Annotated in this window: 11 protein-coding genes; all 11 read right to left on the bottom strand. The window is 32.3% G+C overall.

Features of this window, described 5'->3' with window-relative positions; genetic code table 11:
- Positions 1–15: 15 nt before the first annotated feature.
- Positions 16–1,830: an ABC transporter ATP-binding protein/permease gene (locus tag ACZYT4_RS00815; protein ID WP_463781717.1), complete on the bottom strand. Its 1,815-nt coding sequence runs from the start codon at positions 1,828–1,830 to the stop codon at positions 16–18.
- Entirely contained in the window at positions 1,827–3,821 is a 1,995-nt protein-coding gene (locus ACZYT4_RS00810) for an ATP-binding cassette domain-containing protein (protein ID WP_463781716.1), read from the bottom strand. Before ACZYT4_RS00810 ends, ACZYT4_RS00815 begins: the two co-directional genes overlap by 4 nt.
- 77 nt (positions 3,822–3,898) lie before the next feature.
- Positions 3,899–4,309 (bottom strand): hypothetical protein, encoded by a 411-nt coding sequence (locus ACZYT4_RS00805; protein WP_463781715.1) that lies wholly within the window; start codon positions 4,307–4,309, stop codon positions 3,899–3,901.
- 216 nt (positions 4,310–4,525) lie between these two features.
- The gene (locus ACZYT4_RS00800) at positions 4,526–5,734 is read right to left on the bottom strand and encodes a GHKL domain-containing protein (RefSeq protein ID WP_463781714.1); all 1,209 of its coding nucleotides are present in this window, start codon (positions 5,732–5,734) and stop codon (positions 4,526–4,528) included.
- Positions 5,722–6,417 carry a LytR/AlgR family response regulator transcription factor gene (locus ACZYT4_RS00795; RefSeq protein WP_463781713.1) on the bottom strand — a complete coding sequence of 232 codons (696 nt, stop codon included), beginning with the start codon at positions 6,415–6,417 and terminating at the stop codon, positions 5,722–5,724. The genes ACZYT4_RS00800 and ACZYT4_RS00795 overlap by 13 nt, the downstream gene beginning before the upstream one ends.
- A gap of 85 nt (positions 6,418–6,502) precedes the next feature.
- Complete coding sequence (locus ACZYT4_RS00790; protein WP_463781712.1) at positions 6,503–8,824, bottom strand: HAD-IC family P-type ATPase; 2,322 nt, start codon at positions 8,822–8,824, stop codon at positions 6,503–6,505.
- 109 nt (positions 8,825–8,933) lie between these two features.
- Positions 8,934–10,610, bottom strand: coding sequence for a biosynthetic-type acetolactate synthase large subunit (ilvB, locus tag ACZYT4_RS00785; protein WP_463781711.1), 1,677 nt, complete (start codon positions 10,608–10,610; stop codon positions 8,934–8,936).
- A gap of 10 nt (positions 10,611–10,620) precedes the next feature.
- Positions 10,621–12,288: a dihydroxy-acid dehydratase gene (gene ilvD, locus ACZYT4_RS00780; protein WP_463781710.1), complete on the bottom strand. Its 1,668-nt coding sequence runs from the start codon at positions 12,286–12,288 to the stop codon at positions 10,621–10,623.
- A gap of 15 nt (positions 12,289–12,303) precedes the next feature.
- On the bottom strand, positions 12,304–13,386 hold the full coding sequence (gene leuB / locus ACZYT4_RS00775; protein ID WP_463781709.1) for a 3-isopropylmalate dehydrogenase: 1,083 nt from the start codon (positions 13,384–13,386) through the stop codon (positions 12,304–12,306).
- A 3-nt stretch (positions 13,387–13,389) separates the two neighbouring features.
- Complete coding sequence (gene leuD / locus ACZYT4_RS00770; protein ID WP_463781708.1) at positions 13,390–13,884, bottom strand: 3-isopropylmalate dehydratase small subunit; 495 nt, start codon at positions 13,882–13,884, stop codon at positions 13,390–13,392.
- A 1-nt stretch (position 13,885) separates the two neighbouring features.
- Entirely contained in the window at positions 13,886–15,157 is a 1,272-nt protein-coding gene (gene leuC, locus ACZYT4_RS00765) for a 3-isopropylmalate dehydratase large subunit (RefSeq protein WP_463781707.1), read from the bottom strand.
- Positions 15,158–15,226 lie beyond the last annotated feature (69 nt).

The raw sequence follows: 15,226 nt of genomic DNA, 5'->3' as shown, positions 1-15,226 counted from the left end.
AACGCTTTCAACATATTAATTCCTAAAGATTTTTTCAGGATTTAAATTCTTCACTATAACACAGGATAGAAGACAAGAACTTAATAAAGATAATCCATAAATGAAACATAAAATCCTAATCATCTCTAACGATTGTATGTTAAGAATCCAAGATAGTAGCAATACCAATATCAAAGATAAAACCATCTTCAACAATTGATCGATATTTAAAATATATATAAATTCATTAAACATAACCCCATTTGCTTTAAGAATAGTTAATTCCTTTTCACGTCTTTTCAATGACCAATAACACATATAAGCAAAAATCAAAGCAAACAATATAATGGTAATGTATTTTTCCATTGTGTACATACGAATTGTGTCACTTTTCGTATTCATTAATAAATTAACATCTTGAAATGCATCATTAATATTCACATTTTCACTATAATTCTTGATATACTCTTCAACTGAAACAAGCGAGTCGATATTCTCACAAAATATCACATAGGCACTTTTTACTGGTTGTACTCCTCCCTGTGTTGCCAAAATTTCCATATCCTCATAATTCATCAACATATAATCCAATGAACGATCGTAGGCTACATTCATTCCTATTGATAGAATTCCACTAACTGGAATTTGTTGAATAACCTTTGTTTCATTATTAAAAATAAATTCTGATAAATGATAATCATTTTTATCATTAAGTAATTGATAAATACTGTGATAAGAAGGATAAAGGTGTCTATCTTCCTGAATTGTTTGAAATAATTTCCCATTTAACTGATTTTCAGGATATAGAGGATAAACAGGAATTTGACGACTATCTACTTGAACTGATAAATCATAGAAAGGATAAACCCTTTTCACTCCTAAGTGATTTTGAATACCTTCTATGAAATCTTGTGATAAAGGGGACGCTTTATTATAAACTCCTAATTTCTGTGCTACATCATTACTTTCAATCATGATTTGAAAATCTGATAAACGACTCATCTGATAATCAATTCCAACCTGTGCCTGATCTATAGATTTTTGAATAATGAATGTCCCTAAACTTCCTAAAGTCAAAACAATAATCATAAAAATATTTATCAATCTTTCATTTTGAAAACAATGTTTTAAATAATACAAAAGAAAACGTACTTGCTGATGTTTTGACTTTTGTATGAACATTATCGGGTCATCTTGACATTCTTTTTTTAATACTATTCCTTGCTCATTCATTTCATAAATACAATCGGCGTATTCTTTAGCTATATAGCTATGACTTGCTACAATAATCGTACAATTTTCTGTTTTTAATAAGTCTTTTAATAACTGAAAAATTTCTCTTTCATTTATTTCATCTAAAGCACTTGTCGGTTCGTCTAAAATCAAAATTTCTGGTTTTTTCAGCAAAGCACAGGCAATCGCTAATCTTTGTTTTTCACCTCCTGATAAAGTCATAACCTTTTGATTAAAATCATGATAAAGATGCACCTTATCTAACAACGGCCTCATTGCAGCTTGCTCAAAAGGTTCACCACTTAAATAACTATAATATTTTAAACATTCAGTTACAGTCATGTTTTCAAGCAATCCATAATCCTGAAAAACATATCCAATAGAATATCTTCTTAATTTTGTCTGTTGACGACGACTAAGAGTTATGAAATCCTGTTTATGATACATATAATGATAATCTTGGTCATATGAAATCAAGCCTAATTTATATAATAAAGTTGTTTTCCCACTTCCACTTAAACCTTGAATAAAGGTTAAATGATGTTCAGGAATCAATAAACTTTGTTTTTTTACTTTCTTTGATGTATAACGTGTCGACACATGCGTTAGTTCAATCATCTTTTTACCCTCCCTAACACAATCATTGGTATACCTACTTCTATACATAAACTGAGTACAATACAAAAGACAAAGAATGATGGTCGAATAATAAAGACTTCATTATACATCAAAGCAAAAAATACATATGCAATAACAAACATAAAAACAATAGATAAAACCATACATATGAAACTTTCATATAAAAAATAAATACCTAGTATTTTTTTTGCAAAAGAAACTGTAAAACCACGTCTTGTAAAAAAATGAATAAAATCAACATCATCTTGTCTTTGATTATACTTAACTCCAAAAAACAACATTAACACAACAAACATAATCAAACCTGAAATCATAAAAATACTTTCATTTAATTGTTTCACAACATCTACTTTTGTATAAATATCATAATAGTCAGATGATACTTTAAATCCTTGGGCTTCAATATCTTCTTTTGCCTCATTAAAATCATATCCATCTTCAACAACAAACTGATAGTAATTAGGATAATAAGGTTGAGCATCTTCGGGAATAGAATGCATGAGTGTCGTTTGATATTTTTCTATAACACCTAATGGACAAAATAGGTCCACATTCATATTATTGATTGGTGCCATTTTCAAAGGATATGTAGAATCTACAATTCCTTTAATTTTCATTTTTAAAATAATTGTCTGATAATGAATTTCTTCCATTTCATTTTCTATTGTACGATACACTGGTATCGTCACTGGAAATTCTATTTCTGTATTTTCATTGACCTCTTGGCAAATATTTTTTAAAGTTTCCTCACCTATAAGAGTACGATCTTCAAATAAATTTCCAGTTTTTAAGTAATATAAAAGTGGTAACGAAATATAAATTCCCTCTTCATTATCTATGGTTTTCTCAACATAATCCATTTTATATTGAAAGTTTTCATTATATGTTGCCCATCCAAATGTTCCTAGTGTCATTTCTCGACGATCTTCTATTTGACCATCTTGATATAACTTTAAATTTAAATCATCCAAATTCTCATCTAGATGTTCTGTCAAATATTCATCTAGAATAAATGGCCATGTTTTGACATGAGATAGCTTCTTAACACTTTTAATTTCTTCACCAATAGAAGGTGGAATTGGAGTTAATTGAATATATTCACGATAGAACACTCCACCCTTATCTAATAATGCTAATTGATCTATATATTTTTGAATAACTGATTGTCCATATAAAACAGAAAAACTACATAAACCAATAGATAACGAAGTCAAACAAACCATGATGATTTTTAACAATTTTCTATGCTCAAACATTTTATATAAATATTGAGTATAGTGTTTTGGAGAAGCTATTGATGATATTCCTTTCTTTTCTATAATTTGTGGAGAATTTATCACATATTGTGTTAACTTCTGATTCTCAATCTGATAAACAATATCAGCTTCTTTTTTAATTAAGGCATCATGAGTAAAAATAATGACTGTATGGCCCTGATGAGCATAATCCTTTAATAATTCTACAATTAACTGTGTATGATGTTTATCTAATGATGCCGTTGGTTCATCAAAAACAAGTATTTCAGGTTGATGAATTAAGGCTAATAAAATACTCACCCTGATTTTCTCTCCACCCGACAGCTGTTGAGGATAAAGTGAATAAGTATGCTTTATTTCTAACTGCTCTGCTATTTCATCAATATCATATCCATGAGATAACGATTGACATAATCCTATATGATCCTTTATTTTTAAATCATTAATAAATGCAGGAATCTGATCCACAATTCCCATATGTGTTAGAATAAATTCCTGTTGTTGATTCATATTTAAATCAGTTATATTTTCATTATTATAATAATATTCATAGGTTCCTGTTCTTTGAAAAGTCAACAACTCATGCAGCGTGGATTTTCCACTACCACTCTTACCTATAACTACTGTTAATTCATGATCTTGAGCACAAAAATATGCATGATTATAAACAACATGTTCATTATAATAAACACAAATATTCTTCATTTCTAACATTAATCTCACCTACTACCCCTAAAAATATCACGTCTAATAAATATGGAAAAAAGATGAATAAAATTCATCTTTTTAGGTTAATTGAAATCATACATCACTAAAGAAGTAGTGTATACAATTTGAGGTGGGATAGTAGCAAATTGGGCTTTTGCTTTCCAATTCACAGAAATCACCAAACCACTAGAAGCTTTGTTTACCACTGTTGCACTCACTTTTGTTGTACCAATGGACTTACTTGTAGCAGTCAATTTGTATGAATCAATGGTATATTTTCCATTAACATATCTAAGAGTAGCTGTACATTTCGTATTTAGAGTTCCAATTTGTTTCCCTGATGCATTTTTTACAGGAATAGCTTTAGTTATTTCCTCTTCAAAAATCTGTGCTCTTGGTTCTACAATATTTTCTGTCGATAAAGCATGAGCATTTGCACAAACACCTCCCAAAACTAACACTGCCGTCAAAAAACTAGTTAATAATTTTTTCATAATGTTCTCCTTTCCCAAATTATTTTAATGATGTACATAGACAAAATTTAGCAAATATCGAATATTTATAATACTTAAACTTTTAGTAATTAAATATATAATTTATTCTAACAACTGTCTATATAATGTCTTTTTCATCTTGTGGTAATTATATAATAAAGGAGACAATTTTTATATCAATTAAGGACAAAGCGTTTATTTCAAGGATAAATCGCATCACTCCCCTAATAAAGAAGTTTTGATAATAAAAGTTTTATCATCATAATCAATATCTAAAGTTCCATGATATTGATTAACAATTCTACGAATACTTTTGAGTCCATACCCATGGTATTTTTTATCTTTTTTGGTTTTTAAAGTTTGATCAAATGATTGGTCTATATCATTTTCCACTTGAACATGTAATATTTGTTGTTCATAAACGATATTCACTTTTATCAATCCGTTTTGGGGACAATTTTCTATCGCATTATCTAGTATATTAGATAACAAATCATTTAAAACATAATCTTGAATAGATAATTGTTGAGGAACATTAATCAAACACTCCACTCTTATATGTTTCATATCAGCATTAATGATTTTATTATTGATAATGGTATTAATCAGTTGATTTCTTGTTTTAACTAATACAGGTATTGATGAAATAAGATTATTATGATTATTGATTAATTCTTTAATTTTCGGATAATCTTTCTGATTCAAATAATAATTAATTAATTGATAGTCATGTTTCAAATCATGTTTTGTCATCTTTAATTGTTCATATATATGAAGCAAAGCCTGTTCATTCTTTTGTTCTTGTTTTAATTTTTCATATTTTTCTTTTTTATTGTTTAAATCAAAAAGATAAAACAGGAGTATAAATACACCAAATACACAAAATAACAGTATTCCAAACATTTTCATCAATTCAGGAGTATGAGATTTAAAAACAAGATACTCCTGTGTAAATTGTAATGACACACAATATAAACCTAATAAAACAACAGTCAAAATATAATAATTCATTTGTTGAAAAGAAAGACGGATTGTTTTTAATTTTTTCAAAAATAATAAACCAAATAATAAATAGAAAATCTTTGTATAATAGTCATTTAATTCTACTAAAAATAATTCATCAATAAACAACAACAGTATATTCATTGTTAAGCTATAAACACTTTCCAAAATCACAACAAATAATATTTCACTTTTTCTATTATGAGTAAAGATGCATCCTAACACAAAGTTTAGAAAAATAAATATGTACGACAATGAAATACCAGAAAAATCAATGAATCCATATATTGTAACAATACCAACATTAATCATGACCATTAAAATTCTATAAAGCCAACACATATTTTTCCTAATATCTAACAAATAAGTAATAAACCATGTCTGTAATAATGAACTTATAATATTTAACCCTAACCATGCCATATATATTGACTCCTATGTTGCATATATCTTTGCATAAATGGTTTCTTGCTGCCACGTGTAAACGGAATGATTATATTATACGAGAGCATTATATCCTTCTTTTCCACTTTTACTACAGAATCCAAATTAATGATTATGTGACTATTTAATTTATAGAATCTACAATGATTAAGTTGTTGATAGGTTTGTTTGAGTGTTTGATATGTTGTATAACTTTTTGTTGGAGTCAATATGCGAATTTGATTACGTGATGATTCAATATAAATAATATCTTTCTGCTTGATAGAAACACTCATTCCATTCACAACTACAGAAATATGTTCTCCGTCTTGAAGTATTATCTTTTTATATTTATTCACAAAATGATCATAATCTTCATCAAAATGTGATTTTCTGATAAAGAAGAATGTATTTTGTTGAAAACTTTCATAAACAAAGTGATCAACACTAGATATATAAACAATGATTGCATGGGGATATAACTTTGATATATTCATTCCATATTCAAAGCTCTCTCCTTCCTTCAACATAACGTCAAGAAATATACATTGATATTCTTTAGTGTAAATATCATCACAAAAAGAATCATACATATCAATTTGTATATCTTGAAATGTATGATTTAAATGTGCTTTTAATTGTTCTATAAATATATGATCATCATCTACAATAACACACTTCATAAACAATCCTCCTAATATTCTTATTGTATCATAGTTTCCCATTATCAAAAAACAATAATTTTCATAGAAAAACTAGGCATAAAGCCTAGTCTTGAGGATGTGTATCTAAATAATGTATCACAATCTTTGAGAGACATGTTGAAACAATCAGTCCAAAGATAAGTGACATAATAATATATTGGAATAGCATTGTTGTGACTGGAGCTAATTGTAATAAGTCATATGTGATATAAGAAACCAATACAAAGGCTGCAATATCAACAATTAAGACAACGCTACGATAAAGATTAATTGGACTATAGATACGATAGATCATATGGATTGAAAGAATTGCAGTTGTATAATAAAGAATTGTAAACATTTGATTTAATGAAAGTGACAAACTTGGAGTTAAGAGTCTTAATGTGATGACACATAGGACAATCGCTATAGCATTAGGAAATGAATAACGAAGTGTATAGCGACCAATTGTTTCTTTTTGTTTAGAAATATTCTTTTCAAATAAAATCATAAATGATGGAAAACCTTCAACGAAGTTATCTAGCAATGTCATTTGAAAAGGAATAAATGGATAAGGCATGTTTAAAAGAATACATATGATAGATATCAGAATCGTATAAATTGTTTTTAAATAGTACATCGAAGCAGAACGCGTCACATTATTAATATCTAAACGTCCTTCTTTTACAACATCTACCATTGTAGATAATTCACCATTGATAACAACAAATTGAGAAATTTGTTTAGCTGCATCTGACCCTGAACCCATGGCAATAGACACATCTGCATCTTTCAAAGCTAAAACGTCATTTACACCATCACCTGTCATTGCTACTTTCTGTTTATGTTTTTGTAAACACAGTATCATTTCATGTTTTTGTGAAGGTGAAGCTCGACCAATAACATGATAATTTAAAATTGCATTCTCTATTTCTTCAGGTGTAGAGATTGTCGATGCATCAATATAATGATCAGCATTTTCGATACCTGCCTGCATAGCCAGTGCACTCACTGTAATAGGATTATCACCAGATATAACTTTGACATCAACATCATTATCTTTAAAGAATTGAATGGTTTCTCTAGCATCCACTCTTAATGGATCTAAAATCACAATAACCGCTAAAGCAACAGATTGATTAAGAGTTTGTTGAAAAGTCTCAAAATCATCATGTCTAGCAACCATAAGAACTCTTGCACCATGATGTTTTGCTTCTTCTACAGCTTCCGGTAAAACGAAGTCAGGTAAAATCACTTCAGGTGCACCAACAATAATGGTTCCTACATTTTCTAATTCTAAAGCACTCCATTTTCTAGCCGAAGAAAAAGAAACTCTTCTTAATGTTGAATAAGGTGCATCACCTTGAAAATAATCATTTAAAGTTAAAAATGTCGCATTGTTGTCTAGACTTCCTTTCACAAAAGAATTCATAATCCAAGAAAACTGTTCGTTCCATGGATTATCAAAAGTATAAACATCTTGAACCTGCATTTTTCCTTGCGTTAATGTTCCTGTTTTATCCAGACATAAGACATCAACACGAGATAGCGTTTCAATACTATACATTTCCTGTACAAGAACTTTACGTTTTCCTAACCTAACAACACTAGTTGCAAGAGAAACACTTGTTAGTAAAACAAGTCCTACTGGCAACATTCCTAGCAATGCTGTTGAAGTGTTCACAACAGTTGTTTTTAATGATTCATCTCTTATACCCATAGCCTGATAAAGCATACAAATACTAATCGGTATTACAAGCATACTCGTAAAACGTGTGACTTTTTTAAAGACTTTCACCAGTTCAGAAGTAACAGGTTTTCTGTTTCTCGCTTCATTGGCAATTTTAGTTGCATAATTATCTATTCCGACATGTTCAACACAGGCATGACAAGCCCCTGAGACAATAAAACTTCCTGATAGTAAATGATCACCTACATCTTTTAAAACAGGATCAGCTTCCCCTGTTAGCAATGATTCATCCACTTCTACTTGAGTATCTAAAACAATACAATCCGATGAAATCTGCTGCCCTGTTTCTAAAAAGACAACATCATTTAAAACAATATCCTCGTTTTCAATTTCCTGAATCTGTCCATCACGTAAAACCTTTGTTTTTGGCGAAATAATCAAATTCAAACGTGCAACCATATTACGTGAACGTATATCCTGATAAATATGAATGACTATATTCATAGTGACTATCAGCACAAAAAATAAGCTTGACCATGCCTGAACATAGATCAAAGCACATGCAATCACAAAATTATATGCATTAAAAAGTGTGAACACATGTTCACAAAAAATCTGAAAATTTGTTTTCACCAATGGTTTTGGTGATATATTGACATGTCCTAATCGGACTTGTTCTTTCACTTGTTGACTCGTTAATCCCTTCACTTCGTTCATTTCATCACCCATTATTCATATATAGCTATTTTTAATTCTATCATATTTATATGGAAAAACCATGAATTTTTTCTAAAGTTTTTCTAAAAAAAAGAATAGAGTTCTTTCTCTATTCCTGAATATCATTTTGATCAAAAACATCATCAATTGGTGCTCCTGGAGCAACCATTGGGAAGACTTTATCATCTTCTTCAATCATACACTCAATCACTACTGGTCCTTGACTATCCATAGCTTCCAAAATAGCAGGAGCAACTTCTTCTTTCTTTGTGACTTTGATAGCTTTACATCCAAGTCCCTCAGCAGTTTTACAGAAATCAACTTTATCATCCAACACTGTTGCTGAATAACGTTTTCCATAAAATAATGTCTGCCATTGACGTACCATTCCTAAAACATGATTATTTAAAATGACTTCAATAATAGGGACATTATAACGTGATGCTGTAGCTAATTCATTCATATTCATTCTAAAGCATCCATCTCCAGCTATATTAAAAACATATTGATCAGGTTTTCCATATTTTGCGCCAATTGAAGCACCCAAGCCATAACCCATTGTTCCAAGTCCACCACTTGTAATCAGTTGACGTGGTCTTTTAAAGTGATAGTATTGGGCTGCCCACATCTGATTTTGTCCAACTTCTGTGCAGATAATAGCATTATTATCCGTTAAGGCTTCAATTTGTTCTATAACATATGGCCCTGTTAATTTATCAGTATCATAAGATAATGGATATTGTTCTTTTAAAGCTCTGATTTCTTTGAGCCATTGTGCATGGTTTTGTTGTTTTAACAAAAGATTCAATGCATTTAAGACACTCTTTGCATCTCCAACAATACCTAAATCCACATTCACATTTTTATTGATTTCTGCTTCATCAACATCAATATGAATAATTTGAGCATGTCTAGCAAATTGTGCAGCATTTCCAATGACACGATCACTAAATCTCGCTCCAATTGCAATCAACAAATCACATTGGGAAACTCCTAGATTACTTGTCTTTGTTCCATGCATACCTAACATTCCTGTATAACGTGGATTCGTTCCATCAAAAGCTCCTTTTCCCATTAATGAATCAGTGACAGGAGCATCAATTTTTTCTACAAATTCACGTAACTCGTCAGTCGCATTTGAACGCACAACTCCTCCACCAACAAAAACGAATGGTTTTTGACTTTTTTCAATCATTTCAATGGCCTGTTTTAATGTTGAAGTTGGATAAGTATAACTGCGTCTTTCAATTTTTTCTGGTTTCTGACGATGATACTCACATTTATTGGCTGTCACATCTTTCGTAATATCAACTAAAACTGGTCCAGGTCTTCCTTCCTGTGCAATTTGAAAAGCTTTGCGAATGGTTGGTGCCAAATCTTCCACGTTTTTGACAATATAATTATGTTTTGTAATGGGCATTGTCACACCTGCAATATCAACTTCCTGGAAACTATCCTTTCCTAGTAATGGCACAGCAACATTAGCAGTAATAGCCACAAGAGGAACAGAATCCATATGTGCTGTCGCAATTCCTGTCACAAGATTTGTTGCACCAGGTCCACTTGTTGCCATACAGACACCTACTTTACCAGTCGCTCTGGCATAGCCATCTGCTGCATGTGAGGCACCCTGTTCATGGGATGTCAGAACATGGTTAATCTTATCACGATAATTATATAAACTATCATAGACATTCAATATTGTTCCTCCTGGATAACCAAAGACTGTATCAACACCCTGTTCCAGTAAACATTCAATAACAATATCGGCTCCTGTTAATAACATATGATTCCTCCTATTCTTTGACTTTTAAAACAGCTCCAGTATTGGCAGATGTCACCATAGAAGCATATTTTTTCAAATATCCTTTCACAACTGGTAATTTTGGTTTAAAATTCTTTCTTCTTTCTGCTAACTCTTCATCACTAACTAACAATTCAATACGATGATTGATAATATCAATATCAATCATATCTCCTTCTTCTACAAGACCAATTGGTCCTCCTACTGCTGCTTCTGGTGAAACATGTCCAATAGAAGCTCCACGTGTTGCGCCAGAGAAACGACCATCCGTAATTAAAGCCACATCCTTATCTAATCCCATACCTGCGATTTCAGATGTTGGTGATAACATTTCTCTCATACCTGGTCCACCTTTTGGTCCTTCATAACGAATGACAACAACATCTCCTGCCACAATCTTACCAGCACGAATAGCAGCTATTGCATCTTCTTCACAATCAAAGACTCTAGCTGGTCCTTTGTGTTGTAACATTTCTGGTGCCACTGCACTTTGTTTAACAACACAGCTATCAGGTGCTAAATTTCCTTTCAATACAGCAATACCACCTGTTTTCATATATGGATTTTCGACAGGACGGATAATATTTGGATCTAAATTGACACATCCTTCAATATTTTCTTTTAATGTTTTTGTTGTACAAGTCAAAACATCAGTGTGTAAAATACCTAATTTATCTAATTCATTCATCACCGCATACACGCCACCAGCTTCATTTAAATCTTCCATAAAAGTATCTCCAGCTGGAGCTAAATGACATAAGTTTGGTGTATGTTGACTGATTTCATTAGCAATCTCTAAATTTAACTCAACGCCTGCTTCATAAGCTATCGCTGGTAAATGCAACATAGAGTTTGTTGAACATCCTAAAGCCATATCAACAGTTAAGGCATTTAAGAAAGCTTCTTTTGTCATAATATCTCTTGGTTTGATATCCTTTTTGACTAATTCCATAATTTGCATACCTGCATGTTTAGCCAATCTAATTCTTTCACTATAAACAGCTGGAATTGTTCCATTACCTTTTAACCCCATTCCTAAAACTTCAGTTAAACAGTTCATTGAATTTGCTGTATACATACCAGAACATGATCCACATGTTGGACATGCTTTTTCTTCAAATTCTTTGAGTTTTTCAGCTGTAATTTTTCCTGCATTAAATTGCCCAACAGCTTCAAATAATGATGATAAACATGTTTGTTTACCATCCAATCTTCTTCCTGCCAGCATTGGTCCCCCACTGACAAAAATGGTTGGGATGTTAATTCTTGCTGCTGCCATCAACAAACCAGGAACATTTTTATCACAGTTTGGAATCATAACCAAACCATCAAATTGATGAGCATTAGCTAAGCATTCTGTGCTATCGCAAATCAATTCTCTTGTCACTAAAGAATATTTCATTCCTGTATGATTCATCGCAATACCATCACAAACTGCAATGGCAGGAATTTCAACAGGTGTTCCTCCTGCTAAATAAATTCCTTTTTTCACTGCCTCCGCAATTTTATCTAGATTCATATGACCTGGAACAATTTCATTATAAGAATTCACCACCCCAATAAGTGGTCTATCTAATTCCTCTTCAGTCATACCTAACGCATTAAATAATGAACGATGTGGAGCTCTTTCCACACCTTTTTTGACTTGATCACTTTTCATGTTCATACCTCCCCATTACAAGTTTTCTACAATATATTGTCCCATCTCTTCACAAGAGACTTGTGTTTTTCCTTGAGACATAATATCAACTGTTCGATAACCTTTTTCCAAGACTTTTTCAACAGCTTTTTCAATCATATCTGCTTCTGCATCCATATCAAATGAATAACGAAGCATCATGGCTGCAGAAAGAATCGTTGCGATTGGATTGGCTAAATTCTTTCCTGCAATATCCGGTGCACTTCCATGACTTGGTTCATACATACCCAGTTTATCTTCTCTTAGTGATGCACTAGATAACATACCAATAGATCCTGTAATCATGCTGGCTTCGTCACTTAAAATATCTCCAAACATATTTTCTGTTAGAATAACATCAAACTGACATGGATCTTTGACTAACTGCATCGCACAGTTATCCACAAGCATATGTTCTAATTCAACATCTGGATAATCTTTGGCGACTTCATTGACAACTTTTCGCCATAAACGTGATGTATCCAAAACATTGGCCTTATCGACACTTGTCACTTTATGACGACGTTTCATGGCAATGTCAAAAGCTCGTTTGGCAATACGGCGAATTTCTGCTTCACTATAAATTAAATTATCATGAGCTACTATTTGACCATCAATCTCTTTGGTTTCTCTTTCACCAAAATAAAGTCCACCTGTTAATTCACGAACAATGATCATATCAAAGCCTTGTTGGCTTAATTCTTCTTTTAAAGGACAGGTCCCTTTTAATTCTTTATACAGATAAGCAGGTCTTAAATTTGCAAATAAGCCTAGAGCTTTACGCATTTTTAATAAACCAGCTTCTGGTCTTAGTGATGGTTCTAACTGATACCATGGTGAAGTATTCGTATCTCCACCGATAGACCCTAACAAAACAGCATCACTGTTTTGAGCAACTTGAATAGCTTCATCTGTCAATGGAACACCATATGCATCGATAGAAGCTCCACCCATTAAAATATATTGATAATGAAAAGTATGATGGCATTTTTCTGCTATAGCATTCAAGACATGCAACGAAGCATCCACAATTTCTGGGCCAATCCCATCACCTTTAATGACTGCTATTGTTTTTTCCATGACTTATCCCCTCTTCTTTTCATTCACATAATTCACTAATCCATTGGCCTGAATCATTTTTTGTAAAAATTCAGGGAATGGTTGTGCCTGATACTCTCTATTTTTTGTAAGATTCTTAATAATTCCTGTATCAAAATCAACTTCCACCTGATCTCCTTCATCAATATCTTGAGCAGCTTCAGGACATTCTAAGATGGCAAAGCCAATATTAATAGAATTACGATAAAAAATACGAGCAAAAGACTGGGCAATCACGCAGCTGACTCCAGCTGTTTTTAAAGCTAATGGCGCATGTTCACGTGAAGAACCACATCCAAAGTTCTTTCCTGCTACCATAATATCTCCCGGATTTAATCTTTCCACAAATGTTGGATCAATATCCACCATCGCATGACTGGCTAATTCCTGTGCATCAAATGAATTTAAATAACGTGCTGGGATAATAACATCAGTATCCACATTATCCCCATATTTTAAAACTTTTCCTTTGGCTTTCATGTTATTCTCCCACCTTTCTTGGATCAGCTATATATCCGGCAATTGCACTCGCTGCCGCAACTTCAGGAGACGCTAAATAAATTAAAGATTCTGTATCTCCCATTCTTCCTACAAAGTTACGATTTGTTGTGGAAACACATTTTTCACCTTTGGCCATAACACCCATATGACCACCCATACATGGACCACAGCTTGGTGTATTGAATGCACATCCTGCTTCAACAAAGATTTCAGCCAAACCTTCACGAATACATTCCACAAAGATTTTCTGTGTTGCAGGAATGACCATGACTCTGAGCGTATCAGCAACTTTCTTTCCTTTTAAGATAGCAGCTGCTTTACGCAAATCACTTAAGCGACCATTCGTACATGAACCAATCACAACCTGATCGATATAAATCTTTTCACTTTCATTGATTTCTTCCATTGTATGTGCATTTCCTGGTAAATGAGGGAAAGCAACAGTTGGTGTAATCTTTGACAAATCAACTTCAATGACTTCATCATATTCAGCATCTTCATCTGCCTGGTATTCTTTATAGCTTTTCTTTGAATGTTTTTTCATATATTCTCTAGTCTTGTCATCTACTGGGAAAATACCATTTTTCGCTCCAGCTTCAATGGCCATATTACAAATGGTAAAACGATCATCCATCGTTAAAGAAGCGACACCATCGCCAGTAAATTCCATTGATTTATATAAAGCCCCATCAACACCAATACGACCAATAATATGTAAAATCACATCCTTACCACTAACATAAGGCTGTAGTTTTCCTTTTAATACAAACTTGATAGCACTAGGTACCTTGAACCATAGTTCTCCTGTCGCCATACCTGTCGCAATATCTGTTGTTCCAACACCTGTTGAAAATGCCCCTAACGCTCCATAAGTACAAGTATGAGAATCAGCTCCAATGATACACTCTCCAGCCACAACAATTCCCTGTTCTGGTAAAATCGCATGTTCAACACCACATTTTCCCTGTTCCATATGATGTGTTAAACATTGTTCTCTAGAAAATTCTCTAATAGCCTTAGAATTTTCTGCTGATTTCATATCTTTATTAGGCGTAAAATGATCAGGAACCAAAACAACCTTATCCTTATCAAAAACATGGTCAGCCATTTGCTTAAAGATTGGCAAAGCCATTGGTCCTGTAATATCATTCGCCATTACAACATCTAATTTTGCTTCAATTAACTGCCCAGCTGTGACTTCTTTTAATCCAGCATGATCAGCTAATATTTTTTGTGTCATCGTCATTGACATGTTTTTAATCCCCCTTATCACTTTGTATGTCCTCACTAAAGAGCTTTCTCACTCTTTACTGAGCACACA

The organism is Massilimicrobiota sp. mt181 (assembly GCF_055420065.1).
The sequence above is the reverse complement of the archived record's forward strand: the minus strand, read 5'-3'. Positions and strand labels throughout refer to the sequence as shown.

Coding starts and splice junctions, on each gene's coding strand:
- ACZYT4_RS00790 (WP_463781712.1), bottom strand. CDS start 8,824: ATGAACGAAGTGAAGGGATTAACGAGTCAACAAGTGAAAGAACAAGTC.
- ilvD (WP_463781710.1), bottom strand. CDS start 12,288: ATGAAAAGTGATCAAGTCAAAAAAGGTGTGGAAAGAGCTCCACATCGT.
- ilvB (WP_463781711.1), bottom strand. CDS start 10,610: ATGTTATTAACAGGAGCCGATATTGTTATTGAATGTTTACTGGAACAG.
- ACZYT4_RS00800 (WP_463781714.1), bottom strand. CDS start 5,734: ATGGCATGGTTAGGGTTAAATATTATAAGTTCATTATTACAGACATGG.
- ACZYT4_RS00810 (WP_463781716.1), bottom strand. CDS start 3,821: ATGTTAGAAATGAAGAATATTTGTGTTTATTATAATGAACATGTTGTT.
- leuB (WP_463781709.1), bottom strand. CDS start 13,386: ATGGAAAAAACAATAGCAGTCATTAAAGGTGATGGGATTGGCCCAGAA.
- ACZYT4_RS00795 (WP_463781713.1), bottom strand. CDS start 6,417: ATGAAGTGTGTTATTGTAGATGATGATCATATATTTATAGAACAATTA.
- leuD (WP_463781708.1), bottom strand. CDS start 13,884: ATGAAAGCCAAAGGAAAAGTTTTAAAATATGGGGATAATGTGGATACT.
- leuC (WP_463781707.1), bottom strand. CDS start 15,157: ATGTCAATGACGATGACACAAAAAATATTAGCTGATCATGCTGGATTA.
- ACZYT4_RS00805 (WP_463781715.1), bottom strand. CDS start 4,309: ATGAAAAAATTATTAACTAGTTTTTTGACGGCAGTGTTAGTTTTGGGA.
- ACZYT4_RS00815 (WP_463781717.1), bottom strand. CDS start 1,830: ATGATTGAACTAACGCATGTGTCGACACGTTATACATCAAAGAAAGTA.